The following is a 23,713-nucleotide window of genomic DNA, read 5'->3' as shown; positions in this document are numbered from 1 at the left end:
GCTCCTTTTAATATAAACAAAAACATCATTATTTAATACTCGCCGTCATGAAACAACAACCCTTCTCTGTTTTTACCCGCGTTTTCGCCGTATTCGTCTTTGCGGCCGCCTTTGTTCTAATCGGCGCCGCTCCACGCGTGTTCGCGCAAGCCAGCGGGCGCCCCGTCGCCACAGTTGACTGGACGGGCGCGGTCGATTCGAACTGGCTGAACCCCTCCAACTGGAGCTCGGGACTCGTTCCCGGCTCCGGCGACCGTGTCCAGTGGCTCGTCACTGATGGTTCACAAAATCTTACGATTTCCTCAAATAGCACCGCAGATGTTCTATATAAAATCGGCGGCTTTGCGGTCACTCCCTCCACGAGCTCGGCCAGCATAGTGCTTCAAAGCACAGGTGGCGGATGGCTTAATCTCGAAATGGACGGTTCCGGCTTTTATTCATATAATAACAATAACTACGACTTGCCTTATAATCTCACACTCGGCGATCACACACGCATCAATGTCACCGCTACCACCGGTAACTGGATGACGGCTCGCGGCGGCGGTTTTTGGGGAGCCAACGTAATAATGAAAACGGGCTCGGAAATCCACTTCGGCAGTGCCGCCTCTTCTCCGACTTTTAATAGGCTCCACGCCGAGCAAGGCACTCTTGTGGCATGGGATAATACGCAAGCCTACATTAACTATTCATCCGTCCTTTCCGGCACGATTTACTCAACGCGCGCGGGCGGCACCGCGCTTCGCACAGGCGAGAGCGACGGCGATGTCATTGTTGTTGGTGAAACAGGCGTCATAGAATATGCGAATCGTGACAGCGCGGAAGTCTATACCCAGATCAATAGAGGCTCTTTTCTCGTCAATGGCGTCCACAATGGCAGCATAACCAATGTTGGCGACCGCAGGGGTTACATTGGCGGCACAGGCCGTATCAATGGAAACGTTGTTCTGGAAGCCACGGGGCGCCTTGGCGGGGGTGGGCAGACGGCCGACACCGCGGGCACACTCACCGTCAACGGCAACGTCACCATCAAAAACGGCGGTATGCTCGACTTTTACTTTTTTGATAATTCCTCTTGGAATCAACTAATCATCGCCGGGGACCTCGTCATTGACGCAGGAGGACAGCTCTCGGTGGGCGTTGGCTCTGGTTCTGAGTTCGCTTTGCGCGCCGCCGAGTATAAAGTTGCCACCATTACTGGCGGCATTACCGGTGATTTTTCAAATTGGAACGAAAACGCGTTTTCACTCACCTCCATCACAGATTACGAATTTCGCCAAGGCGTTGGCAGTGAAACTGAATTATGGATTTCGATTGATCGTGCACCCTTTGCATCCGTTTCCGGACTGACGTCCAACCAACTCGCCATCGCCCAGATAGTCGATGACGCGATGGACATTATTCCCGACGAACTTATCCTTTCGCTCGACAAGCAAATCACTGCGCGCGCCTACGGGCAGGTGCTAAATCAACTAGGCCCGCAAGCCTATCAGGCATGGTGGCCCGCCGCGCTAGTTTCCGTTACCGCGCTCGGGGAAAGTGTATCGCATCGTCTGGGCGTGTTCGGCGCGGGCGATGCCGTCTCGAAAAAATTCAACGTCTGGACGCAAGCCTCGCGCTCCGAATCCACCATTTCGACAACTGCCAGAAATGAATACTTCAGCTTCAAACCCTACGAAGTTTATCTCGGCGGTGATTATGCTTTTTCGCCAGCATTCCTTGCAGGCGCCGTCCTTGCCTACAATCATACCGATTATCGTCTGGATGACTCCGGCAGCGATGGCGATTCCACCAGTATCACCGGCGCGATCTACGCACGCTACCGCACAAACGCCCTCCAGTTCGAGGCGCTCGCATTTTTCGGCACGGACGATTACTCCGCCAACCGCAGCGTTTCCCTCGCGCGCCTGGGCAACCGCGCCAAGGCCGACACCGATGGACGCCATTATGGAGTTCGCCTTCAGGCAGCCTATAACATTTCCACGCCGCTCTTGGAGATCGCGCCTGTTGCCGGCGTTACCATCACAAAATGGCGTGCCGACGCATTTACGGAAACCGGCGACATCCTTGTGCCGCTTCGCGTTGAGGAGCAGAGTGCGAAATCGGCCCTTTTCTCCGCGGGTTTCCGTTTTTCCCGCACATTCGCCATACTCAAAGGCAAGGCGGAAATTCGACCTTTCCTCAACGTTTACTACATGCACGACACCAACGAGGACCGCGCGATCAGGGCAAATGCGTTTGGACGCGACTTCGAAATCAACGCGCGCAAACTCGATCGCGACGGCTGGCACATTGAGGGCGGTTTTTCCGTTGATTATACCAACGGCTTCTCGCTTTTCGCCAGTTACGGCAATGACTCCAACATTATCGTCGATCAAACCATCTCCGTGCGCGCAGGCGTCGGATACCGGTTCTAATACTTTTTGGAAATATATTATGACAGCCCGGCGTGTTTATGGTTCGGTCGCCTTTATTATTGCGCTGTGTATCGCACCGCTCAACGCGGCACCGTCAAGCGCCGCCACTTGGCTCGATGGCGATGCGCCACCAATCAATGTTGGCGCGACATGGGGCGTTCCATGGTCAAAGGGCAGCACGCCAAAGGACACCACATTCGCTCTGCGAGATACGTCGGGGAAAAGCATCCCCGTGCAAAGCTGGACAACCGCATGGTGGCCGGATGGCTCCATCAAATGGACTGCGCACGCGATTCCTGCAGGCATAACGATTGGCAGTAATCTCACACTATCAAGCGGCGCGCCTGCGGTTGCGGAAAAATCAATCGTCGTGCGCGAGGCAGCGGAAACCGTTGAAGTCGACACAGGTGTAATTCGCTGTTTTATAGGAAAATCGGGCGGCGTGATTCTGAAATCGGTCATGCGCAATGGAAAAACGGTTTTGAGCAACGGCCGCCTCGTCGCGCTCAGTTCGCAGACGCCCGATCTCGATGGCACGGGTGGCACGCAACGCACCGATGCGTTTCAGAATCGCATCACATCCGTCACCGTTGAACAAGACGGCCCGGTTCGCGCTGTGATAAAGATCAAAGGATTTCATTCCGGCAATAATCGCGACTGGCTGCCGTTTACAGTGCGGCTCTACTTTTACGCAGGGGGGGAAACGTTGCGTGTCATGCACTCGTTTGTTTTTGATGGCGATGCGGAGAAGGATTTCCTTCGCGGCCTCGGTATGCGCTTTGATGTTCCGATGACCGATTTGCTGCATGATCGTCATGTGCGTTACGTCGGCGAGGGGCGCGGACTTTGGGCGGAGGCCGTGTGTGGATTGACCGGCCTGCGTCGCGATCCGGATGCAAACAACAAGACCGATGCGATCAAAAATGCGCAACTGAACGGACTCGCCTGCCCCGATGTGGCGACATTCAACCCGCAGGTTGCCGAACGCCTCCAATACATTCCCGCATGGGGCGACAGCACGCTCATGCAAACTTCCGCAAATGGCTTCATGATTCGCAAACGCACCAAGGCCGGGCACGGTTGGATCGACGCGGATCAGGGGCGCCGCGCATCGGGTGTCGGCTATATAGGTGGCGCGAAAGGCGGCGGCGTTGTTTTTGGTCTGCGCGATTTCTGGCAGCGTCATCCCGCGCAACTCGATATTCGCAACGCGCATACCGACGCCGCCGAAGTTACCATCTGGATGTATTCACCCGAAGCACCCGCGATGGACATGCGCTTTTATCACGACGGACTAGGGCAGGACACTCACGAGAAACAATACAAGGGCGGGCTCGAAATCACTTATGAGGATTACGAACCCGGCTATGGCGACGCGCACGGCGTCGCCCGCACAAGCGAGATTTACCTCTGGGCTCTCGCCGCCACTCCCTCACGCGAAGCGATTGTTGACATGGCTGCGCTTGTCCGCGAGCCCGCGCGCATGGTTTGTCCGCCGGAGCGCATTTTGGACGCAAAAGTTTTCGGAAACCTGCTCTCGCTGCCCGACCGCTCAACGCCGGCAAAGGCGGCGATCGAGGAGCGCCTTGATTGGGATTTCGATTTTTATAAAAACCAAATCGAGCAGCGTCATTGGTATGGATTTTGGAATTATGGCGACGTGATGCACACTTATGATCGCGAGCGTCATGTGTGGAAATACGACATCGGTGGTTTCGCGTGGGATAATTCCGAACTCTCCACCGATCTGTGGCTCTGGTATTATTATTTGCGCAGCGCCCGCGCTGACGCCTTCCGCATGGCTGAGGCCATGACGCGCCACACCGGCGAAGTGGATGTGTATCATTGCGGACGTTTTGCCGGTCTGGGCACACGACACAACGTCCAGCATTGGGGCTGTTCGGCGAAACAAGTCCGAATCAGCACCGCGGCAAATCGTCGCATTTATTATTATCTTACCGCGGACGAACGCGTGGGCGATCTCATGCGCGAACTATTGGATGTTGATACAAAACTCAGCTCAGTCGATCCGGCGCGCAAACTCGGGCAATCCTCGCCACTCAAGAATCACGATGCACGCATAAGTTTTGGCATCGATTGGGCCAGTCTCGCAGCCGCATGGCTCACCGAATGGGAGCGCGGAGGGGATGCGAAATATCGCGACAAACTCCTGCGCGGAATGCGCGATTGGGGAGAAATGCCTCTCGGTTTTTTTACGAGTGATCTTTATGGCTACAAAGTCACCGACGGATCCATCGAACCGCTCACTTTACGCGGTCGTGCGGGTGATAATGCCGATAATATACAGGTTTCCTCGCTTGATTCTGTTTTTGGCGCAATGGAAATTTTTGCGGAATTGATACAACTTACCGAAAACCAGTCCGAATATGCCGGATTCAAAAAAGCGTGGTTACAATATTGCACGCTTTACTCCGCACCGAAGGAGGAACGCATCGCGGAACTTGGCGCCAACATCCGAGGCAGCGTGCTCCAACAGGCCAATTCACGTCTGGCCGCTTACGCCGCGAAAATGACCGGCGATTCCAAGCTCGCTGGACGAGCATGGAAGGTATTTGCGCGCCCTGATTACCCTGGTTACTTTGCCGATTGGGCTAAAGTTATCCTCGCAACCAAGCGCTTCGAGGGACCTGATGTATTGAATCCCATTGATGAGGCCCAATGGATATCAACCAATTTTAGCGCCCAATGGGGACTCTCGGCAATCCAGTGTCTCTCGTTGGTCGGAGATGAACTCTAAAATGAAGCCTCTTACGCACTTCAAAGTAATTTGCCCTAAATCGAACTACATCTTCTTACAGAACATGCGTCGCAAATTAAGATAAATATAGGATATATTACGATCAATCACCTTGCATGCCCAACACTCCCAACGCTTCTGTTTGCCGCAATAAGCCTAATTTTTATAGAGATCATTTTATCCGTATCCATAACAAACATATCGATATAGGATACGCCTTTCATCCTCCTCATTACTGGGAACCCCATACACATGGCCGTCATCAATTCATCCTAATGATGGATGATTGTTCTCGTGCTGAGCTTGCATGGCATTTGTCCAACGGTTCACATGATAAAAGGAGCCTTGCCGGCCAGCATCTATGCTTTATAGAAAAAGACCTATCTCATTCTTTCCGGTGGAATGTGCCTGCAGCACTTGTATCATTGTATATAAGCGAGGCATTCATGGCGCAAATCTCTCCAGAACGAAACTGCCGCGATGTGCTCATTCATCATTGGAGTGAACTTCTTCGCTGTGATTTGCTGGTGCTTGGACTCGTTATGTTCATGGCTGAGCTTTGCCGCCAGCAGAACCGCGTGCATCCGTTACACTTGCAGGCAATATCGGTCCTTCTCGGGGTGCAACTTATACGATTGCAATCACGCAAGAAGACGCATACGCAACTATCAAAAGGGCTGAATGGCAAGCAGATGGAACGCGTGCAGCGCTGGATCGATAATCATATTTCGGTGCGCATGGAGGTGCGGGAAATGGCCCGTGTTGCGGGAGTCAGCCGGAGTTATTTTGGACGAAAATTTCTGGCAACGACCGGCTACCAGCCGCGCCGATACATCCTAATCCAACGTATTAATCTCGCGCTGGAATTACTGAAACGTGGCGACATGCGCATGTCTGAAATCGCCGCCGCCGCCGGTTTTTCCGATCAGAGTCACATGTCGCGCAGTCTGCGCAAATTCTACGGGCACCTGCTTTCGAGCAAAGGCGGGCAATCTACTTCGTGACTCTCGGCCGCCCTGGACGCGTGTCTCGAACAATGCCATGCTTCTGGCAAAAGCGGCGTAGATCTTTCGGATCGACGCTGATTTTCTGTGCTAAGAGGTGTTTTGCAAAATCCCTCGTGCAGTAACGCGGTTTGGGATTATTGAGCATGTAGTGAAGCACCGACAACTTCCACCAGTTGACGTAGCCAAAGTGCATCCGCGTAATTGCGCCGCGCGGTTGTCCGTGGAAAAACTCAATCGCTTTTTCGAGGTGCCGTATGAGTTGCAGCGATGAAGGCTTGTCGGCAAATAGTTCTCGCAACACCATGCCACCCATAAGCAGGAGCGCGGCGTTTGGGCGCGCGTTGTTAGGAACCTGTCGCCATGCGTGGATGAGCAGGAACGGGAGCAGATTGATGCCGTTTGCGCCGCCCGATTGATAACGACGAATGAGCCGGACAACTTGCGCGCGAGTGAGACCGCCGTAAGTTGAAACCGACGCAGACTTGTGATCGCGCGCGAGCGCGGCCGTGAACGATTCGCGCGCATCGCTGGCGTGGGCGAGCCATGCGAGCAGATGATTTCCCCGGCTGGCGTGGTGCTCCTCGCCTCGCAGATAGGCGGCCAGACGCGAGCGGGTGTGCGGTTCGAGGAACGCGGTGCCGAGCCAGTTGCGCAACATCGGCGACTCGCGCAGCAGTTGTAGGAAAAGCGTGACCGCCGCTGTTTCGTGCGTGTCGCCCAAGAGCGCGAATAGCTCGTCACTCAAGTTGTCGGAGGCTTCCGGCATCGTTGATTGGTGTGGAAAATTGGCGGCGGCAGCCTCATCCACAGGCTGCCGCCGCGTTTGTCAGTTTGTCAGACTCCCACACCTTGGCCGCCGCGCATGGTTTGGCGCATGGCCTCATCCTTTGCGACACGGACAAAAGCACGCTGCCGGTTTTCGGCGGGAACATTTTTGATGCGTTCCTCGATCTTCGCCTTGATGTCGGGATTTTGCTCCACCCATTTGACGATCTCCTGATCGCGCTGCTGGGTGTAATCATTGCGCTGCATTTTTCCGAGCATGAGCTTTCGGATAAGCTGCTCCTTCGATAGTTCGTTGTAGTATGTATATAATTTCGGATTGTCCGAAATGTATTTGGTGAGCTTGGCATCGACTTCGGGATTGATGCGTTGCTCGGCGCTCTCCCTGGCCTTTTTCTCTGCGATAGCTTGTTTTAGTGACATGGTATTTGTATTGGGTTGCTCCAGCCATTGGTTGATCAAGGCGGCTGGCCGCCAGTGGCGATTGACCTTGTTCGGGCATGTCCGCCCAAAGTTAAAACGAATCAGAGGTTGAGGAGTGATTGGGCGTAGTGACCGTTGTCGTCGGGAACGAGATCGCTACCGGAGATATTCAAAACGGATTCCTCAAACTCGTGCGTAATGTCCCACGGCGTGGCGCACGCGAGCCACAGGCGCATGAGATCGTCGGTCGGCGGCGACTTACCGTAGGTTTTTTGGAGATGCGCGTGCGCCTGCTCGAAGCTCACGCGGTGATGCACGCCAATCGCGAGTGGTTCGACTTCGATCTTGTTGTCCGTTTCGGGTGGAGCGGGAGGTGTTTCTGTGGTCATTGTTTTTCCGGTTTTGATGTGGTGGTTTGTGATTGGCGGAACTTGGTGATCTCGGATTTGAGACGCGAAAGCTCCGCCGTGAGTGTTTCGTTTTGCTCTATGAGCGCGGCCATGAGGCGGTTTTGCGCGGCCATCTTCTGCTCAACCTCGGCGGGCAGGATCTCGGTTTTCTCGGCGGGGTCGGACAACGCCAGCACGGGACCCAGCGGCACGACAGTCGGCGCGTGCGGTGTGAGATTCCACGCGGCGGGGGTTTCCTTTCGATAAACAATGTGTGCCTCGTGCATGAGGTTTGGGTCACGCGGATCGACATACCGACTTACTGGATACGCGCGCATGGTTTCACCGTGGCGCAATTTTTCCGTGTTGGCCGGATCGAGTTCTGTTCCGCTCACGGGTGAGGCGGCGATTGTTTGAACGGGCGGCGGTGTTTGCTTTCGCTTGAAAAGCGCGCAACCGCTGAGCGAGGCAGCGCACACGGCGGCGAGTGTGAAGATGAGTAGCGAGTGTGTTTTCATTGTGATGGCGTTTCTTTCTTTTGCCACAGGTCGGCGCGGAGATTGCCGCGAGTGGCTTTCGATTTGTCGAGGGTTTGGGTGACGTAGATGTAGAATTGCTTCCCCGCGGGCACGCGGACGTAGTAGCCGTCCTGGGCGATGATTTGCTGGATGCGCGCGGCGTAGGCGTTGAGCACGTCGGATGTGCCTTGCAGCGCGGCATTTTTTGCGGATGCCTTCGGCACCTGGCTCACGTCGCCAAACGCGCTGGTCTGGTCGCGCATTTCCTGCAAACCGCCCGCCATGCCCGCGAGGAAGGTAGAGGCGAAAAGTTTTATCTCCTGCCAGTCGTCGGTTTTCAAAATCTCGCCGACGAGTCCTGCGCTGCCGTCGCGCAAACCAAACTCGCCCGTTGATTCGTCACGCTGGCGATCGAGCGCGATGCCATTGAGGACAAGTTCGACACCGTTGTTGGTGGTGTGATCGCGCCAGACGACAATCCACTGGCCGGATGCCGCGATGCGTTCACGCGCGTGGTCGGCGGCGGCGCGTCCGTGGACTTCCGCGCCGGCGGGAATAATGAGACGTCCGTCGTGCCAGACATCCTCGGTGACGAGGCCAATGATTGGCGTGTCGATTTTCGAGGACTCAAGCGTGACAACTGTTTCGCAGGAAATAAGCCGGCCATAAGGCGCGTAGTTTTGCGAAAGCGTAATGTCATTCACACGCGCGCCATCGGCGGATAACAAACTGATCGGCAACGGCGCGGGCGCGTTTGTTTGTGAGACTGATTTTTCGACGCGCGCTGCGCGAGGGCGTGAAATTCCTTCCTCGTCACTGGCAGGCGGCGTTCGTGTTTGTTGTGGAGGCGGAGTATGCGATTGAGGGATTTTCAATTCCTGTCCGCCGCGCGTGATCGTGTGACGTTCGACGGGGGCGGTGGCCGCGTGCGCGCTCGCGGAAATCTCCGGACGCGGCTCGCGCTTGTTGCTGCCGTGAATGAGCAGCGCGCCGATGCCGATGAACGCGGCGAGCATGGTGAGGCTGCCAACCGGCGTTTTGATGAATTTCAACAAACGCTTCATTGGGGAATGACGAGCTGCACGTCGCGGGTGACGCGCGGCACGATGATATTAAAAATATTCTTCACGCTAAGGTTGGCGCGTCCGCCGTCCGGGGTGCCGGTGATTGCGAAATACACCGTCGTCACCGCGTGCGGCGGAATCAACCCCGAGGCGTCGGAAATGGACGCGGTGTAAACACGCGAGCCGATGCGCGCGGCGAGACTTTGAGGCTGGTAGGCAACCTCGGTGTCGCCGGCGTTTTCGAGTTTGAGCTTGAAAACCAACGTGTCCTCGGGATCGAAACGGAACACCTCCTCAACTGTCGCGGAAAAATCCTTGTAGCGCGTGACGGCCTCGGCAACGGGCGGCGCGCGGTGCTCGATTTGCTGCACGGCCTCGGGATATTGCTCGTGAACGAGGCGAAACGTTTTCGCACGGTCGAGCAAACCGAGAAGAGCGTCGGGCGTGACACGTTTCGCGAGCGCGGAGCTGCGACCGGCAAGACGATCCTCATAAAACGTGACCGAGCCGTAGGGCTTTTCGGACGCGGTGAAACAAATAATATAAGTGTGGTTTTTCCAGATAACATTGAGGGTTGCTTGCGCATCCGGTTTTAGTGCGCGCACACTCAAATAATGCCGTCCGGGAACGTGCGAGAGAAGCACGGGCGCGGGTGTTTCCGGTTTTGCGGTGATGCCTGCGCTTTCCAATGCGGACGGCGCGGAGGGAAACATGAGTGTTGTCGGCACGTTGGTGCCGATGGGGATTCCATAAACGACGCGCTCATCGAGCGGAAATTGTTTCACGACGGGAGCGATGTCGCGGGCGTGAACCACGGATGCTATCGAAATTAAAATCAGAAGAATTTTAACCACAGATGAACGCAGATTGACGCAGATAAACTGAGGCCACAGTGGATTGAATCTGTGTCCATCTGCGTTCATCTGCGGTTCCTGTCTTAATATTGTGAGAATTCGTAGTTCCATACGGCGAGCGGGTAGCGTTTGTTGGCGACCATGTCCGGGTTGCGGACAAGGGTGAGAGTGAGTGAAAAGCGCGGGGACTCGGCGAATGCCTGCCGTTCGAAAACGCCCGTGCGCACAAGCTGGCCCTCAATGCGCACGAGCACCTGATCCTCGCGTGTGCGCAGGATGTCGATTTTGAAGACTTCCGGTTTTTGATGAATCTGCTTCACCTCGAACTCCTCGCGCGAGGCGAGCAATTCGTTCTGCGCTTTCGTAGCCGCATCGGTGAGATAGAGACGCTGCAATAGATCAGGAAAATCGAAGTTCCTCGGATTGCGTTGAAGCAATGCGAGCGCAGACCAAATGGAAAGTGTTTCGTGCAGTGTCTTCGCCTCCTCGAAACCGAGCAGCGGCGAAATCGAAAAACTGCCGCCTCCGTCGAGAACGACGACGCGCTCGCGAGTGCGATACGCTTCAATAATAAGAAACGGCTGAGCGACAACGAGGACGAGCGCGCCGCAGGAGACAAACATCCACATGCGCGCGGCAAAGGCGTGGTCTGCGAAAAGCCGCGCGGGCGAAAAGCCACGTTTCGTTTTTGCCGGCGGAAGATGCCTGGAGTTATCGACGAGCGTCTCGCGCAACGGCGCGGATGCCTCATGATGCGTGGTCTCGGTGTTCATTTTTCAAAGTCCGGGAATTGTTTGCGCGGGTGATGGTGGCGGCGCCTCGTTTGCCTTTGCCGCCATCGCGGTTGTCGTCACCGCTGATGGCGCGCTCAACATGCCTCCGATCATATTTGCGCGATAGAGCATATCTACTCCCGAGCGGCCAAGCGCGCCGGGGTTGGCGGTTTCGCCGGTGAAGGCGTATCCCTGTGCGAATATTTTCTGGCAAATGATCGGCGTGCTGATCGTGCCAATGAGCAATGTCAGCGCGGCGAGGATGCCGCCGACGTTGGTGAGAAACGGCGAGAAGGCGGCCATGTCGGCGGATGCGGGCTCGGCGCCGACGATCATGCGAAAGTCCTGCCAGATCGCGATGGCAACGAGATTGGTGATGGCGAAGCCAACGGGCCACGCGAGCACGGCGAGCACTTGCTGAAAGAATCGAACGCCGATTTGCGATCCGCCCGGAATCATAAAACACGCGAGCGCGAACGGCGTCAGTAAATACAAAATCCAGCGCAATATATATTGAAGTATTATCATCGGCGCGGTGACGAGCGTGCCGATTTGTATGAACACCCACGAGACGGCGTCGGTGATGGCGTTGTAGAGCGATTCGTTGAGCTTGCGCCACGACCATTCCTTTTTCTCCGGGTTCTGAGCAGTGCCCTCGCGCAGCAGTTCGGAGGCGCGCGCGGGGTTGTCGTTGTATTGCGGATCAATGTAATCCGCCGCCGCGAGCATGGTGTTTTCCGCGAGCGCAAACCACCAGTGCATCGAGGCGATGAGCGCGACGATTGTGATGGCGCGCGCAATGGGTCGCACAATCTGGCTGCTGTGATAATGATGCCGGCTGAGGTGCGCGACCAGTCCGACAACAAGAATGGCGAAGACGACGAAGCGGAACGCCGTCACCATCGCGATGATCTTGTTTTCCAGAACTGGCAGGAACATTTCCATGGCGGAAAATCAGCGGGCGTGTTTGCGCGGGTTGATGGAGCGCATGAACGCGCTCACGCGCTGATTGGCGATGTAGCCGTCCTTCGAGGCGAGCTCGGCGGCGGCGAGTTGTTCGGTTTCGCGGCGGTTGTCGTTCACGATTTTTTGCAGGATCACCTCGTCAACCTGACGGCGGCGCGTCGTCTCGATTTGCGAGAGCTGTCCGTTGAGCACGATCAATTTTGCGGTGAGTTTTTGCACCTGCGCGTCGGTAGAGCCGCCGCGAAGCTCGGAGAGCGTGAGAGCAATTTCCTCCTGCAATTCGCGTTCGCGCGCGCGGGTTTGGTCGGTGACGGTGCGCGTGTTGTCCGTGCGCGCGTCGAGCAGCGCGTGACGGCGATAAGTGAGCGGATCGTGCGAGACCGCACCGCCGTTCAGATCGGGAACATAAACGGAGCGATAGGTGTTGCCGTCCGTGCGCGTGAGCGTGTCGAGGCTTTGCACGGCGCGAGTGATGTCGTTGCGAGAAAGCCCGAACTCGCGCAACAAATCGTTTTCGCTGAGTATGCCGAGTGAGAGAAGTTTCGCGACATCGGCGGGATTGCCCGTCCAGTTTCGCAACTGGCCCTGGATGCTGACCTGCTCCTTCAACTGCGTGATCTGCGCCTTGAGTTGCGCTATGTTTTCGACCCATTTGGCGATGGTGGCGAAATGCGAGATTTGATTGTTGGCGAGATTGGCCGCGTCGATGACGGGCATCCCGGCGAAGACAAGCACGCTCAATGCCGTCGATGCCGTGAGAACAAAAAGTGCGAATAGTTTTTTCATGGCTGTGCGCGGATGTAAACGGTGGTGGCTTTCAAGAGGACGCCATCGGGCGTGGTGGCCTCGGGGATTTGCACGGCGACGAGGCGCGATTCGGCAGCGCTGTCATCGTCGCGTTTTTGCAGGTTTTGGATGATCCAATATTGCTGCTTCACGACTTGGTTCATCGCGCGGTCGTATCCGCGTTTCTCTGCGTCGGTGATGGCTTTCTTCACCTGGGTTTGCGCGACCTTCGAGATAACATAGCCGCCTGCGGCGCCGATGGCCGCGCCGCTGACATTGTGATCGGAAACCTCGTAGCCGATGGCCCCGCCCGCGCCGGCGAGCGCAAGGTCGGTTGCCGAGCCGCCGAGCGTGCCGCAGCCGGAAAGAAACACTATTATCAGTAGAAACGGTGGTATGAGTATGCAGATGTTTGTTTTCATAATTTTAAACTTCACCACGGAGACACGGAGGTCACAGAGGCTTCACTGAGGCGTCCGTCGGACATTCCTCCGTGTTCTCCGTGCCTCCGTGGTGAATCTTTTTGGGTTGAATGTTTCGCACCGTGCCGCAAAGCGGCGGGTCGGTGACGGGCGTGAAAAAGCAGATCGACGAGAATTTCTTTCCCTCGGGTTGCTGCTCCGGCATCGGGTAATTTTGAATCGCCTCGCAGACGTTTTCGGGAAGCGAAATATCCCGCGCGATGTCGGCGATGTCGCTTCGATCGAATTGCCGCATGAGGAAAAACTGCTTGCTGTTTCCGATGACGACGGGGCGAATGCGCGTGTGTTTGAACCGACTGTATTGCTGCACAATCGACGCCGTCCAACAGGAAAATTTTCTTAATTGCGCGTAGGATTCGGCGACGACTTTTTCGCCGCCCGGCACGTCGAGGAAGCGGGCGAGCTCTTCGTAAAGGATGCGTTTTCTCTGCGCGCGCGGCAGCGAAATTATATGCTGCCGCGAAAATCCGTTTATCAAAAGTCCGGCAGCGGTTTTAAGTTCGATGGCTTGCTCGGGAATGTAGCCAAGTTCGAAATGTGCCACCTCGCCCGTCAGGGAAATATTCGATTGGCCGTCGAAGAGGCGACCGTATTGGCCATGTGCGCACCATGCGGCGAGCAGTGTTGCGATATGGTCGATGGTTTCTTTTTTGTGCTCTGGAAAACGCGAAAACTGCATCAACTCGACGAGGCTCGCGTGCTGCGGATAATCGCCGGGCTCATACCACGCGTGCGCCATCGCCATGACGGCGCGTTCGGTCTGCGGATTTTGCAGGAACGCGGTGATGTCCGACTCCGGGATTCTTGCTATGAATAGATGTGCCTCGTCGTCGTCGCGTGCGATCAAGTCGCGCAGTTCGGTGTAGGATTCGAGATCGGTCGTGCCGTGCGGCATTTTATCGCGCTTCCATTTGTGCGCGGCGCACGCCATGCGTTGAATCTGCGGGATCAGCGCGCTATGCCGCTTCGACCAGTCCTCAAAACAATCCTGATAAAGTTGGCTGATGTATTGGCCGAGAATCGCCTGGCGGATTTGCTGCGTTTCCTCGTCAGAGGCTTCGCCGATCATGCGCGAAACGAGCGCGACAGCGGTGGCGGTTTGCAGTTGGTTGAGCGGAAGTTTTCGCGTGTCGAGATAGTTGATCGTGAGATCGCCGTCCGGGTGCAGAATGATCGGTCGCGCGCCCATCGCCTCGGTAAACATCCCGTAGGATAAACCCTCCTCGATGATGACGGTGTAGTCGTAGTAGGCGGCGGTTTGTTCGAGCAGGTCGCACATGTGGACAGATTTTCCCGCGCCCGTCGCGCCAAGCAAAACAGCGTGCTGCGGCGTCGGCGGGTTGCCGATGAACGTGCGCAGTCCGACGAGGTTGCCTTGCTGCGCGCCGTCGTAAATCGCCTCGGCCTCGGCGAGATGTCCCGTGAAGGTCGATGAGAAGGGCAGCAGGTCGGCGAGGTAGGAATCCTCGGCGTAGAGGTTGCGATGACGGTAGGACGAATGCGTCCAGCCCGGCCATGATGCGAAGAAAAGCTTTTTCGCGGTCGATGGCAGGGCGCATTCGTAATACTGCGCGCCGCTGAGATTATTGATCGCGTTTTTGACAGCGGCGCATTTTGCGGAAAGCGCCTGCTCGGTTTGATCCCAAACGCGGATGATGTAGGTTGTCGAAAACGGGCGGATGAATCCGGTTGAGAGCGATTCGACCTTGCGCTCCTTTTTGCCGATGGCGACGAGGAGCGAATGGCGCTCGGTGGATTTGTATTCGCCACGCAAACGCTCGATTGATCGCTCCTCTTTTTCGACTTCGTTTTTGGTCGGAAGCGGTTCGAGATTAACGGTGATTTGGTAGTCGAGAAACGGCAGCGCGGTGAGCCGCAAAATGATGCCGGGATACGTGCGGCTCGGCCAGCGCTTGAATGTAAACACGGTGTGATACAGGCCGTCGAAATAGAAGCCGGCTGGTTGTTTTTCGATGTTCACGCCATCGGAACACCAGCAGTTTTCCTGAATGGTTTGCGCGGCGTTGAAGCGCGCGACGAAGTCGATGTCGAAGGCGTCGGCAAGCGAGGGATTGAGGAATTTTGAGTAATAGGTGAAGTGTGCGAGGTCATCCATCGGCGTGACTGTCGTGTCGCTGCCGAAGAGCGTGCGGAGGCCACTGGTCAGCTCGTCGAAGCGCGTGCGCAGTTGCGCGAGAAGCTTTGCGTAGTAGGCGGCGAGATTGTCGCGCGTGGTCGTAGTCGGCGTGGTGGTGTCGATGCGCGTCGATACGAAAAGGACGAGTTGTTCGCGCCGCAGATCGCGCGAGTGCATCCGCCGCCAGTAACGCTCGAAGCGTTCGGTGCGCACGCGGCGTATGTGTGCGTTTGTGACGCGCTCGGTTTGGCGGTGATATCGCGTCAGTTCCTGGCGGTAGTCGCAGTTGCACGTCCATTGGAGTTGCGCGCGCATTCCGTCGCTGAGCGCGGCGAGCAGGCTGCGGATTTTGTCCTGATAGGCGTTGAGCTGCGCGGTGGTGCCGCCGCGCAAATCGGGCGGCTGCAAAAGAAACCCCTTGCTGGCGACGCCGCCCTTTTCGAGCGAGCCGTAGAGGATCATTCCCTCTATGAAATGACCGTTAGGCGCGGCGGTTTTCATGGCGGGTCATGGGCGGAGGCTGGCTGTGCGGCGCATAGCTCCAGCCCTCGCGATTGAGAAGTTCGTCGAAGAAGTCGCCGGCGTAACCCTCGGGTTTGTTGCGACGGAAAAAGATCACCCAAAGAAACGGGCCGATGCAGACTGGCACGGTGAAAACGAGCGCGGTGAACGGCCCTACACCCAGCATCGCGTAGAGAACGAGAAACAGTCCGATGGCCGCGACGATGCCGATCACGACATAGAGAAAATCGTTTCCCTCGAAGCCCAGCGCGCGACCTTTGCTGTCGTTCGCACTGTTGGTGTCGGTGATGCGCAATGCGGCGCTCATGACGGCGAAGTGGTAGCGATTGGCTCTCGTTAGAACTGCGGCGTGAGCGAGCCGTCGCTCATTCCAAAAATATAGAAGAGCGCGGCCATGATCGCAGCGGCCCCGGCGATGATGATGCCTGAAACGATGCCCATCTTGCCATCCGCGTCGCCCTTCTTGAGGCGATCCGCGCCGCCCCAAATATTAATGACACCCCAGATGAACCCGACCATGAACAAAATACCGAGACCGTATTGGAAGCCGGTTTTCACCTGGGTGGGTATTTGCGCGAGAATGAGCGGAGAGGCGATTTGCGCCGCGTGTGCTGACACTGTCGAAGTAAGCGCGGCGGTTACTATAGCAATAAACGTGGGAAGTTTTTTCATGGCGGCAGTGACGGGAGGGTTGTTTTTTTACCCGGTTCGCGTTGTGCGAAATCCGGTCAAAGTGTGCCGCCATGTTGCCCTATTTTTTTCCGCTTGAATTGGATGGTTGGCTCATTTTTGGGGACGAACGGCTCATTTTCAAAAATTCCCCCGGCGTGCATTGGCAATGCCGGCGAAAGCACCGGTCGAGATGGCTCTGGTCGCTGAACCCGCAGTGCGCGGCCACCTCCGAGATGCGCAATCGCCCCTGCCGAAGCAGCGTCTGCGCACGGCGTATCCGTTCCCTGAATACATAGTCACGCCCGGTCATGCCTGTGCCGGCTTTGAACAATCGCTTGAAATGCGACAGGCTCATGCACGCAACGTCCGCCAGCGTTTCGATTGAAATCCTCCCGTGAAGATTTTGCTCAATGTAATCGAGCACGCGATTCAAACGCTCCGCGTCCATCGTCGCGGGCGCGGTTTCGTTTTCATGGTGAAGCGCATCAATCAAATGATACGAAAGCACCGCGCCGAGGTGATGAAAATAGCTCTCGGGAAACGTGGCGTTGGATCCAATAAGAAGGTTGATTAAATCCATGATGCCCTTGTCTCGCCGTGCCAGTTTCCACAGCGGACGACATTCTATTCCTTCCAGTGGTTGCGGGCAAACGGACTGCCGCCATAGTGCCGCGTCGTCCTCCACGCGGAAACGGAGCAAAGTCGTCTCTTGTTTCAAAACAAGGACGTGACTCGTATGCCTAGCTATAAACACCGCGCACTGTCCGCGAACAGTGACGCTGCCGAGCACATCGTCATTTTTGTCCATCCAGTCGATTTGCGCATCGGTGTGTTTTTCCGGCATCACGATAATCCGGTGCCACTTTCCGGCGCTTTCGATTAGACGTTGCGCGGGCGCCATCCTCTGCAAAATGCCGTTGCCTCCGCCATTGCGGGCGGCGCGGGGTGTCTTCTCGTGTGATGGAGCCGGGGTTGGCACGGGGTGGCCGGAATGCCGGCAAGGGATGCCGGATATTCCGCCCGTGTCTTTATAGAATTCCCGTTGAACAAACTTGAACGCATGCGCTATTTCGCAGAACGAATTGAACAATTCCCGTTGCTAACAGTGTTTTCAAACAAAGGCCGGAGTTGCGCGTAGAGTGGCGCGAGGTCGCGAATGCAATCCGTTGCGCCGCGCGCTGCATGTTGGTTGTTTTGATGTCGCAAGAACCGGATCAATTTACTCGCAAGCAAGACGTGCGCCGGTGGCTTCGGCAGGGGATGCTTCTCGTCAAGCGCGTGGTGTTTCGGCTCGGTGGCGATGCCGAGTCGCGCGTAGGCTTGCCGCAAACTGATCCCCCGCAAGAGCGCGATGTCGCCGGTGCCGCGAGCCAGGCGCATGTAACGATGCGCCGTGCTCATCGATCCCAAGAAGAAATGTTTCAGCCAGGGAATCCATGCGCCGTGCCCCGCCGAGCGGCGCACGCGCTTTTTTTCCTCGTTGAGCAAACAGCCCGCGTGCCATGCGGAGGCAAGAGCCCCGTCAAGCGAATGACGGGACTCCGCCGCGAGGCGTTGCGCCTCGGCGTGCAGGCGGTTGATTTCCTTCGCTGCGGATGTCGCGCCAGCGATGGCGGTGGAATGCAACGGCTGCGTTCTCATGGCTGCAACCCCGTGTTTTCGCGAAAGTCGTTCGCAAGTTTATGGACGGCTTGCGGCGTGCATCCGGCGAGTTCGCCGATTTGCTCGAACGTAAGGCCGTCGATCAGGTCGGGACGTATGCAATAGAGCGCCACGGTGGCGCGCAGTCCGCGACTTTCCAGTGTCGGCGCGTCGGACATCCAGAGAAGCAGATGCGTTATGACTTCCAACCCAAGCGCACGGCCCTCGGCAAGCGGGTCAACGGGATCGGCGAAGAAGGCGTCGGCTTCGAGCATGGCGGATGCGGTTTTATTGGCGGCGGATTTGTTGTGTTTTGTGTTTGTTTTCATGATGTGCGGTTTGGTTCGCCGCGCATCATGCGCCCGCTTTCCGCATCAAAATAGCGGACGGCGGTCGGTGTGATTTGTCCGCATTTTCAGTCGTGTTTTGTAGCAACAAAAAAGGCCGCGAATGCGGCCTCGTGAAAATCGCCACGGTGTGACGAATATCATTCGTCGGTTCAGGCACGCGCGGGAACTTTTAGCCTGGCGCGAATGTGCATGATGACTTCGTTGAGGTCATAGTAAACAAAGTGGCCGACCTTGTGATACGGGATGCGGCGCAGTTTCGTCCATTCGCGCAAGGTGCGGATGGACGGCTCGCGCCCGGCGGGAAAAATCCCGCTCAGGCGCAGGCCGGTAATGTCGGTCATCGGGCTGGTGATCGTGCGGGGCGTGGTGTGTGGTGTGGTCGTTTGCATTGGTGTGTTGGTGTGTGCTTCCATGCCCTTGCATTCCCATAAACCCGCGCGATCGATGTGCCGTGCTCAGGCTGCCACGGACAGCGCGGCGGTGCTGGTTTCCGCCTGCGGTTTGCCGCGCAGTGCTGGCATGATATTGAAGAAGGCTTCGGCCTCCTGCGGCGTGGTCACGTTCAAATAATGACGCCGGATGATGCGCTCGGAGTTGCCAGCCTGCAACGCCGTGTCGCCCATCGAGCGGAACTTCGCAACGTGCATTGAAATGAACGTGTGCCGCATCACGTCGTGCGAGAGCCCGAACTGTTTTGCGATGGCGATGCGAGACTTCGGAAGCGATTTGTGGATGACGGGGAACTTGTCGAGCGGGTAGGCTTCGAGCCACGAGGCAAGATTGGGCTGAATGTCGATGTTTCGCTTCATGTCCACCTTGGAAACGTCCGGCTCGATGTGGATGGTGCACGTGTCGAGGCGCACGTCCTTCGCGGGCAGGCGGGAAATTTCGCCGTCCTGCACGCTCGGGCGTATGCCGGCGAACAGGCACAGTGCGTAATAGGGCACGAACGCGCCGTCGTGGAGGGTTTCGACGTGGGCCATCAGCTTGGCGGCCTCCTGTGCGCTGAGCGTCGGCGCCGAACCGCGACTGTGTTCGAGCTTGTGGCGGCTGATTTTCGCGAGCGGATTTTTGACCAGCCATTCCTTGGTGACGACGGCGAACCGGAAAAAGGTGAACAGGTGGCCGTAGCGCAGATTGACCGTCTTGCGCGCGGGATGGATTTGTGGGCGCGCGAGATTGCCACGATTGAGGTAAGGCTTGAGCAAATCGGTGGTGAGGTCTGACAGGTTTTGCGTTGGAAAATGACGCTGAAGCTCGTTGAACTCGCTTTCGATTGTTTTGAGCTGGCGTTTGCCGATGACGTTGCGCCTCTCGTCGTCGCGGCGGATTTCGAGATAGGCTTTTACTGCGTCGGCGAGGCTGATTTGCGAGGCAGGCTCCTTGTAGTGCGTCAGGCCGTGGTCCGCGTAAAAGGCCAGCGTGCGCGGCTTGCCGGCGAATTTTTGGAAGAGGATTTCGGCCTCGCGCACCTGTTCCTCGGAAAGGCTCGTGGTGACGGGGCGCAAGCTTGATTGGGTCTGCATGAGTTTCAAGTCGAGCGTGCCGCGTTCGACGAAGGCGGCCTGCTTGTTCTTGAAGTTTTTGCGGACGCGCAGGCCGTGGAGCCAGCCGCTAACGCGCCACGAAGTGACCCCATTGCGATTTTTGAACGGTTTGACCGTGAAGTTTGATGCGGTATGAGTTTTCATCATTATGGTTGCCGCATCAACTGGCAACCTGACCGCAAACCGTCCTCTTTCCCTCTAGGGACTGCGGGCAGGATGCCCGCGCTCCCGGGACGCAATCGCGTTTTTTGAAATTTTGGGATTTGGAAATTTTTCGCGCACTTGTTTGCATTCAGAAACTTTCCCGATGAAAACCCGACACGTTGCGACCGCCGCCCTGTTCTGCCTTTCCCTTCTCCTTTGCCGAGCCTTGTCCGGCGCGCCGGCAATCGACTGGACCAAGGCGGAGGACATCCGACCCGGAATCAAATTGCTCAAGCTGGATACCGACCAGCCCCGGCTTTTGAAAATCAACCTGATGCGCATCGACCTGCGGACGCCGGGGCTCAAGTTCACCGGCACGCCCCGCGACGCCGACTGGGGAAAGCCCATGCCCGACTACGAAAAAATGGTGATTCGCACCAAGCGCGTTCGCACCCGCGATTTCCTCCTCAACGCCCGCACGCCAAAAAGCGAGGGCGGACTCGGGCTCGACATGGTCGCCGCCGCCAACGCCGCCCCGTGGAAACCCTGGGTCAAGCCATACACCCACAAATACGGGCATCCCCACGGGCTCTGCATCACCGACGGCGAGATCATTTGCGACACCAAGCCCCACCGCGCGCAATTCGTCGTCTATGCGGACGGCCGCGCGGACATTGTCACATCCGTTTCCGAGGCGGACTACAAAAAGATCGGCATGACCGTGGCCGGTTTCGCCATCATCCTCCGCAAAGGAGAACTCCAAGGGCAGGAAGGCCCCGTCGGAACCTCGCTGCACCCGCGCATCGCCTACGGCCTTTCGCAGGATCGCAATTATTTCTACATTATAACCATCGACGGACGCCAGAAAGGCTGGAGCCTCGGTGCGAACACACACGAAACCGCCCGCTTCCTCAAGGCCGCCGGCAGCTCCGACGCGATCAACATGGACGGCGGCGGCTCAACCACCCTCTGCTACTGGGACGCAAATCAGCAAAAAGCCCTCCTCGCCAACCGCCCCACCGCCAAATCCCACGAACGCTCCGTCGGCTCCAACATCGGCATTTACCTGACCGCGCAAACCAAGACGCGCTAACGCATTTAGTGAGACAGGGCGCGACTTTGACGCGACCGGTGACCTGATGATCACCGTCCTGTCGTTGGGCCAGGGCGACGCGGGAACTCCGGTCATGCCGGATTTGGACAGGGGGAACGCGGAGGTTTGTTTGAAACAAAAAAGACGACCGGGCGGGTCGTCTTTCGCGGGAAAGGGAATGTGAAAATAATAGGGTCAGTTCGAACCGTTGGTTTTGACGCTGTCGTCGGCTTTTTTCTTTACCGTTTTCTTGGCCTCGGGTTCGTCGTCCTCATCCTCGTCCTTATCGTTTTCAGCGGAGGCCTTTTTGAACTCGCGGATGGACTGGCCAAGACCCTTGGCGAGGGAGGGGAGCTTCGCGCCGCCGAAGAGGAGGAGTAATACGGCGAAGATAATTACCAGCTCGGTGGCGCCGAGGCCGAAGACGGCGAGGATCAAACTTGGGTCGCTATTCATGGTGGTTTTCGGGGAAGGTGTTGTTTATTGGATGATGAGTAAAGGGCGAAAAAGGGTTTCGCCCTTTGTTTTTGTGTTTGTCAGGAAGGGCTTACCTTTTTCCAAAGGGGTTGAAGGCGCTTTGGATTCCGGAGGGCGGGATGATCGACTCGCCGGCTTTTTTCTCGCGGGCAACTTGCTGGAGAAGGTTTTGCGCGTTGTCGATTTGCTCGGCGTCGAAGAAGCCGTGGAGCTGGCGGATGCGCGTGGGATGGCGCATTTTGCGCAGTGCCTTGGCCTCGATCTGGCGGATGCGCTCGCGGGTGACGCGGAATTGCTTGCCGACTTCCTCAAGTGTGCGGCTGTAGCCGTCGATGAGGCCGAAGCGCAGCGAAAGCACGCGGCGTTCGCGCTCGGTGAGCGAATCCAGAACGTCGATGATTTTTTCGCGGAGGAGCGAGAAGGCCGTCATGTCGTAGGGATTTTCGGCGGACTTGTCCTCGATGAAATCACCGAAGCTGGTGTCGTCGCCGTCGCCGACGGGCGACTGGAGCGAGATGGGTTGCTGGGCCATCTTCATGATTTGCTGCACGCGCTCGACGGGGAGGTTCATTTCGTCGGCAACTTCATCCGGGGTCGGTTCGTGTCCGAACTCCTGAAGGAGTTGTTTCTGGACCTGCATGACCTTGTTGAGCGTCTCGATCATGTGGACCGGGATGCGGATGGTGCGGGCCTGGTCGGCGATGGAGCGGGTGATGGCCTGGCGGATCCACCAGGTGGCGTAGGTTGAGAACTTGTAGCCGCGGCGGTATTCGAATTTCTCGACGGCCTTCATGAGCCCCATGTTGCCCTCCTGGATGAGGTCGAGGAAGGAGAGGCCGCGGTTGGTGTATTTTTTCGCGATGGAGATGACGAGGCGCAAGTTGGCCTCGACCATTTCGGTTTTTGCCTTGTGGGCCTCGCGAACGTGGACGTTGGTTTGCTTGATGACCTCGAGGAAGCGCGCGGGGTTGATGCGCCATTCCTGCTCGATTTGTTTCAGGCGGGCGTTGATGGGCTTGGTGTCGATGCCGGCGTCTTTTTTGGTCTTGGGTTTTTTGGCGCGGTCGAGTTTGGCGTAGAGCTCCTCGATTTCGGCGAAGACGGCCTTCCTGCTCTCAAGGTATTCCTCGTAAACTTTGAGTTTGAAGAAGTATTTGCTGAAATTGGCGCGGAGGGTGTTTTCGCGTTTTTTGTATTTGGTGCCGACGCGTTTTTTGTCGGCCTCGGTTTTGGCCTTCCTGAGCTCCTCCCAGCCTTGGGCGACGGACTCCTCGTTTTTCTGCGTGGTCTCGACGAGCTTGGGGAGGTGCTTGAAGTAGGATTCGCGGCTCTCGATTTTTTTATCGATGACGATGCGGTCGAAGCGCTCCTCGCGTGTGATGAGCTTGGCGCCGAGTTCGGCGATGTGGCGGCCGATGATGGCGACCTCGAAGAGGACGTTTTGCGCCTTGAGCTCGGCGGTTTCGATGCGCTTGGAAATTTCGACCTCCTGCTCGCGGGTGAGCAGGGGAACCTGGCCCATCTGCTTTAGATACATGCGGACGGGATCGTCGAGGATGTCGTTGTTCGAGGTGCGCGATTCCTCCTCCTCGGCGTCTTCCTTTTGCTGTTTGTATTCCTCGACCTGGTCGGGGTCGATGACCTCGATCTCAAGGTTGCCGAGGATGTTGAGGACGTTTTCATATTCCTCCTGGCCCTCGTGGGTGTCGGGAAGCGCTTCGCCGATGTCCTCCGTGGTGAGATAGCCCTGTTCCTTGGCCTGGCGGATGAGCGCGCGAATTTTCTCATTGGCGCCGGGGTTTGAGGAATGCTCGGCGGCGGCGGCCTCGGCGCGCTCAATGGCGGATTCGACTGCGTCGGAGTGGACGGATGAGGTGGCGGTTTTTTTCTTGGCTTTGCGCGGCATGGTG

24 protein-coding genes are annotated in these 23,713 nt (G+C 57.0%); 4 read left to right on the top strand and 20 right to left on the bottom strand.

Annotated elements, in window-relative coordinates:
- The first annotated feature begins 47 nt into the window (after positions 1-47).
- The 3 genes from M2103_RS02690 to M2103_RS02680 all read left to right on the top strand — a co-directional run bounded on the left by M2103_RS02690 (position 48) and on the right by M2103_RS02680 (position 6,179).
- A complete protein-coding gene (locus M2103_RS02690; RefSeq protein WP_277508574.1) occupies positions 48-2,417 on the top strand; it encodes an autotransporter outer membrane beta-barrel domain-containing protein in 2,370 nt (789 codons plus the stop codon).
- A complete protein-coding gene (locus M2103_RS02685; RefSeq protein WP_277508716.1) occupies positions 2,353-5,175 on the top strand; it encodes a Tat pathway signal sequence domain protein in 2,823 nt (940 codons plus the stop codon). Before M2103_RS02690 ends, M2103_RS02685 begins: the two co-directional genes overlap by 65 nt.
- Before the next feature lie 116 nt (positions 5,176-5,291).
- Complete coding sequence (locus tag M2103_RS02680; protein WP_277508572.1) at positions 5,292-6,179, top strand: AraC family transcriptional regulator; 888 nt, start codon at positions 5,292-5,294, stop codon at positions 6,177-6,179.
- Here the strand turns inward: M2103_RS02680 and M2103_RS02675 are convergent.
- The 18 genes from M2103_RS02675 to M2103_RS02590 form a co-directional block, all read right to left on the bottom strand.
- Positions 6,169-6,948, bottom strand: a complete 780-nt coding sequence (locus M2103_RS02675) for a hypothetical protein (RefSeq protein ID WP_277508571.1) — start codon at positions 6,946-6,948, stop codon at positions 6,169-6,171. The genes M2103_RS02680 and M2103_RS02675 overlap by 11 nt on opposite strands.
- A gap of 68 nt (positions 6,949-7,016) precedes the next feature.
- Positions 7,017-7,388: a hypothetical protein gene (locus M2103_RS02670; protein ID WP_277508570.1), complete on the bottom strand. Its 372-nt coding sequence runs from the start codon at positions 7,386-7,388 to the stop codon at positions 7,017-7,019.
- 101 nt (positions 7,389-7,489) lie between these two features.
- Positions 7,490-7,777 carry a hypothetical protein gene (locus M2103_RS02665; RefSeq protein WP_277508567.1) on the bottom strand — a complete coding sequence of 96 codons (288 nt, stop codon included), beginning with the start codon at positions 7,775-7,777 and terminating at the stop codon, positions 7,490-7,492.
- Positions 7,774-8,295 (bottom strand): hypothetical protein, encoded by a 522-nt coding sequence (locus tag M2103_RS02660; RefSeq protein WP_277508566.1) that lies wholly within the window; start codon positions 8,293-8,295, stop codon positions 7,774-7,776. The genes M2103_RS02665 and M2103_RS02660 overlap by 4 nt, the downstream gene beginning before the upstream one ends.
- Positions 8,292-9,359: a TrbI/VirB10 family protein gene (locus M2103_RS02655; protein WP_277508564.1), complete on the bottom strand. Its 1,068-nt coding sequence runs from the start codon at positions 9,357-9,359 to the stop codon at positions 8,292-8,294. Before M2103_RS02655 ends, M2103_RS02660 begins: the two co-directional genes overlap by 4 nt.
- The gene (locus M2103_RS02650; RefSeq protein WP_277508563.1) at positions 9,356-10,174 is read right to left on the bottom strand and encodes a hypothetical protein; all 819 of its coding nucleotides are present in this window, start codon (positions 10,172-10,174) and stop codon (positions 9,356-9,358) included. Before M2103_RS02650 ends, M2103_RS02655 begins: the two co-directional genes overlap by 4 nt.
- 122 nt (positions 10,175-10,296) lie before the next feature.
- Positions 10,297-10,986 carry a hypothetical protein gene (locus tag M2103_RS02645; protein WP_277508562.1) on the bottom strand — a complete coding sequence of 230 codons (690 nt, stop codon included), beginning with the start codon at positions 10,984-10,986 and terminating at the stop codon, positions 10,297-10,299.
- A 3-nt stretch (positions 10,987-10,989) separates the two neighbouring features.
- Complete coding sequence (locus tag M2103_RS02640; protein ID WP_277508561.1) at positions 10,990-11,931, bottom strand: hypothetical protein; 942 nt, start codon at positions 11,929-11,931, stop codon at positions 10,990-10,992.
- Positions 11,932-11,940: 9 nt separating this feature from the next.
- Positions 11,941-12,738 carry a hypothetical protein gene (locus M2103_RS02635; protein ID WP_277508559.1) on the bottom strand — a complete coding sequence of 266 codons (798 nt, stop codon included), beginning with the start codon at positions 12,736-12,738 and terminating at the stop codon, positions 11,941-11,943.
- Positions 12,735-13,160, bottom strand: coding sequence for a hypothetical protein (locus M2103_RS02630; protein ID WP_277508558.1), 426 nt, complete (start codon positions 13,158-13,160; stop codon positions 12,735-12,737). The genes M2103_RS02635 and M2103_RS02630 overlap by 4 nt, the downstream gene beginning before the upstream one ends.
- A 31-nt stretch (positions 13,161-13,191) precedes the next feature.
- Complete coding sequence (locus M2103_RS02625) at positions 13,192-15,858, bottom strand: TraC family protein (protein ID WP_277508557.1); 2,667 nt, start codon at positions 15,856-15,858, stop codon at positions 13,192-13,194.
- Entirely contained in the window at positions 15,839-16,186 is a 348-nt protein-coding gene (locus tag M2103_RS02620; protein ID WP_277508556.1) for a hypothetical protein, read from the bottom strand. The genes M2103_RS02625 and M2103_RS02620 overlap by 20 nt, the downstream gene beginning before the upstream one ends.
- A gap of 29 nt (positions 16,187-16,215) precedes the next feature.
- Positions 16,216-16,551, bottom strand: coding sequence for a hypothetical protein (locus M2103_RS02615; protein WP_277508555.1), 336 nt, complete (start codon positions 16,549-16,551; stop codon positions 16,216-16,218).
- Positions 16,552-16,630: 79 nt separating this feature from the next.
- Complete coding sequence (locus tag M2103_RS02610) at positions 16,631-17,641, bottom strand: AraC family transcriptional regulator (protein ID WP_277508553.1); 1,011 nt, start codon at positions 17,639-17,641, stop codon at positions 16,631-16,633.
- Positions 17,617-18,192: a hypothetical protein gene (locus M2103_RS02605; RefSeq protein WP_277508552.1), complete on the bottom strand. Its 576-nt coding sequence runs from the start codon at positions 18,190-18,192 to the stop codon at positions 17,617-17,619. Before M2103_RS02605 ends, M2103_RS02610 begins: the two co-directional genes overlap by 25 nt.
- A complete protein-coding gene (locus tag M2103_RS02600) occupies positions 18,189-18,521 on the bottom strand; it encodes a hypothetical protein (protein WP_277508551.1) in 333 nt (110 codons plus the stop codon). The genes M2103_RS02605 and M2103_RS02600 overlap by 4 nt, the downstream gene beginning before the upstream one ends.
- Positions 18,522-18,691: 170 nt before the next feature.
- The gene (locus tag M2103_RS02595) at positions 18,692-18,931 is read right to left on the bottom strand and encodes a hypothetical protein (protein WP_277508550.1); all 240 of its coding nucleotides are present in this window, start codon (positions 18,929-18,931) and stop codon (positions 18,692-18,694) included.
- 66 nt (positions 18,932-18,997) lie between these two features.
- Complete coding sequence (locus tag M2103_RS02590) at positions 18,998-20,233, bottom strand: site-specific integrase (RefSeq protein ID WP_277508549.1); 1,236 nt, start codon at positions 20,231-20,233, stop codon at positions 18,998-19,000.
- 163 nt (positions 20,234-20,396) lie between these two features.
- Here M2103_RS02590 and M2103_RS02585 point away from each other — a divergent pair, with 163 nt between their 5' ends.
- Positions 20,397-21,326 carry a phosphodiester glycosidase family protein gene (locus M2103_RS02585; RefSeq protein ID WP_277508548.1) on the top strand — a complete coding sequence of 310 codons (930 nt, stop codon included), beginning with the start codon at positions 20,397-20,399 and terminating at the stop codon, positions 21,324-21,326.
- Between the two features lie 195 nt (positions 21,327-21,521).
- Here M2103_RS02585 and M2103_RS02580 read toward each other — a convergent pair whose 3' ends face one another.
- Positions 21,522-21,782 carry a twin-arginine translocase TatA/TatE family subunit gene (locus tag M2103_RS02580; RefSeq protein WP_277508547.1) on the bottom strand — a complete coding sequence of 87 codons (261 nt, stop codon included), beginning with the start codon at positions 21,780-21,782 and terminating at the stop codon, positions 21,522-21,524.
- Between the two features lie 91 nt (positions 21,783-21,873).
- On the bottom strand, positions 21,874-23,709 hold the full coding sequence (gene rpoD / locus M2103_RS13215) for an RNA polymerase sigma factor RpoD (RefSeq protein WP_343215393.1): 1,836 nt from the start codon (positions 23,707-23,709) through the stop codon (positions 21,874-21,876).
- Between the last annotated feature and the right edge of the window lie 4 nt (positions 23,710-23,713).

It is taken from the genome of Ereboglobus sp. PH5-5 (assembly GCF_029504805.1).
Taxonomy (GTDB): Bacteria; Verrucomicrobiota; Verrucomicrobiia; order Opitutales; family Opitutaceae; genus Ereboglobus.
This window is presented reverse-complemented; position numbering and strand designations above follow the sequence as displayed.

What these genes read in the sequence shown, in the direction of transcription:
- M2103_RS02690 (WP_277508574.1), top strand. Translation starts at nt 48, where the DNA reads ATGAAACAACAACCCTTCTCTGTTTTTACCCGCGTTTTCGCCGTATTC.
- M2103_RS02685 (WP_277508716.1), top strand. Translation starts at nt 2,353, where the DNA reads ATGACTCCAACATTATCGTCGATCAAACCATCTCCGTGCGCGCAGGCG.
- M2103_RS02680 (WP_277508572.1), top strand. Translation starts at nt 5,292, where the DNA reads ATGCCCAACACTCCCAACGCTTCTGTTTGCCGCAATAAGCCTAATTTT.
- M2103_RS02675 (WP_277508571.1), bottom strand. Translation starts at nt 6,948, where the DNA reads ATGCCGGAAGCCTCCGACAACTTGAGTGACGAGCTATTCGCGCTCTTG.
- M2103_RS02670 (WP_277508570.1), bottom strand. Translation starts at nt 7,388, where the DNA reads ATGTCACTAAAACAAGCTATCGCAGAGAAAAAGGCCAGGGAGAGCGCC.
- M2103_RS02665 (WP_277508567.1), bottom strand. Translation starts at nt 7,777, where the DNA reads ATGACCACAGAAACACCTCCCGCTCCACCCGAAACGGACAACAAGATC.
- M2103_RS02660 (WP_277508566.1), bottom strand. Translation starts at nt 8,295, where the DNA reads ATGAAAACACACTCGCTACTCATCTTCACACTCGCCGCCGTGTGCGCT.
- M2103_RS02655 (WP_277508564.1), bottom strand. Translation starts at nt 9,359, where the DNA reads ATGAAGCGTTTGTTGAAATTCATCAAAACGCCGGTTGGCAGCCTCACC.
- M2103_RS02645 (WP_277508562.1), bottom strand. Translation starts at nt 10,986, where the DNA reads ATGAACACCGAGACCACGCATCATGAGGCATCCGCGCCGTTGCGCGAG.
- M2103_RS02640 (WP_277508561.1), bottom strand. Translation starts at nt 11,931, where the DNA reads ATGGAAATGTTCCTGCCAGTTCTGGAAAACAAGATCATCGCGATGGTG.
- M2103_RS02635 (WP_277508559.1), bottom strand. Translation starts at nt 12,738, where the DNA reads ATGAAAAAACTATTCGCACTTTTTGTTCTCACGGCATCGACGGCATTG.
- M2103_RS02630 (WP_277508558.1), bottom strand. Translation starts at nt 13,160, where the DNA reads ATGAAAACAAACATCTGCATACTCATACCACCGTTTCTACTGATAATA.
- M2103_RS02625 (WP_277508557.1), bottom strand. Translation starts at nt 15,858, where the DNA reads ATGAAAACCGCCGCGCCTAACGGTCATTTCATAGAGGGAATGATCCTC.
- M2103_RS02620 (WP_277508556.1), bottom strand. Translation starts at nt 16,186, where the DNA reads ATGAGCGCCGCATTGCGCATCACCGACACCAACAGTGCGAACGACAGC.
- M2103_RS02615 (WP_277508555.1), bottom strand. Translation starts at nt 16,551, where the DNA reads ATGAAAAAACTTCCCACGTTTATTGCTATAGTAACCGCCGCGCTTACT.
- M2103_RS02605 (WP_277508552.1), bottom strand. Translation starts at nt 18,192, where the DNA reads ATGAGAACGCAGCCGTTGCATTCCACCGCCATCGCTGGCGCGACATCC.
- M2103_RS02600 (WP_277508551.1), bottom strand. Translation starts at nt 18,521, where the DNA reads ATGAAAACAAACACAAAACACAACAAATCCGCCGCCAATAAAACCGCA.
- M2103_RS02595 (WP_277508550.1), bottom strand. Translation starts at nt 18,931, where the DNA reads ATGCAAACGACCACACCACACACCACGCCCCGCACGATCACCAGCCCG.
- M2103_RS02590 (WP_277508549.1), bottom strand. Translation starts at nt 20,233, where the DNA reads ATGAAAACTCATACCGCATCAAACTTCACGGTCAAACCGTTCAAAAAT.
- M2103_RS02585 (WP_277508548.1), top strand. Translation starts at nt 20,397, where the DNA reads ATGAAAACCCGACACGTTGCGACCGCCGCCCTGTTCTGCCTTTCCCTT.
- M2103_RS02580 (WP_277508547.1), bottom strand. Translation starts at nt 21,782, where the DNA reads ATGAATAGCGACCCAAGTTTGATCCTCGCCGTCTTCGGCCTCGGCGCC.
- rpoD (WP_343215393.1), bottom strand. Translation starts at nt 23,709, where the DNA reads ATGCCGCGCAAAGCCAAGAAAAAAACCGCCACCTCATCCGTCCACTCC.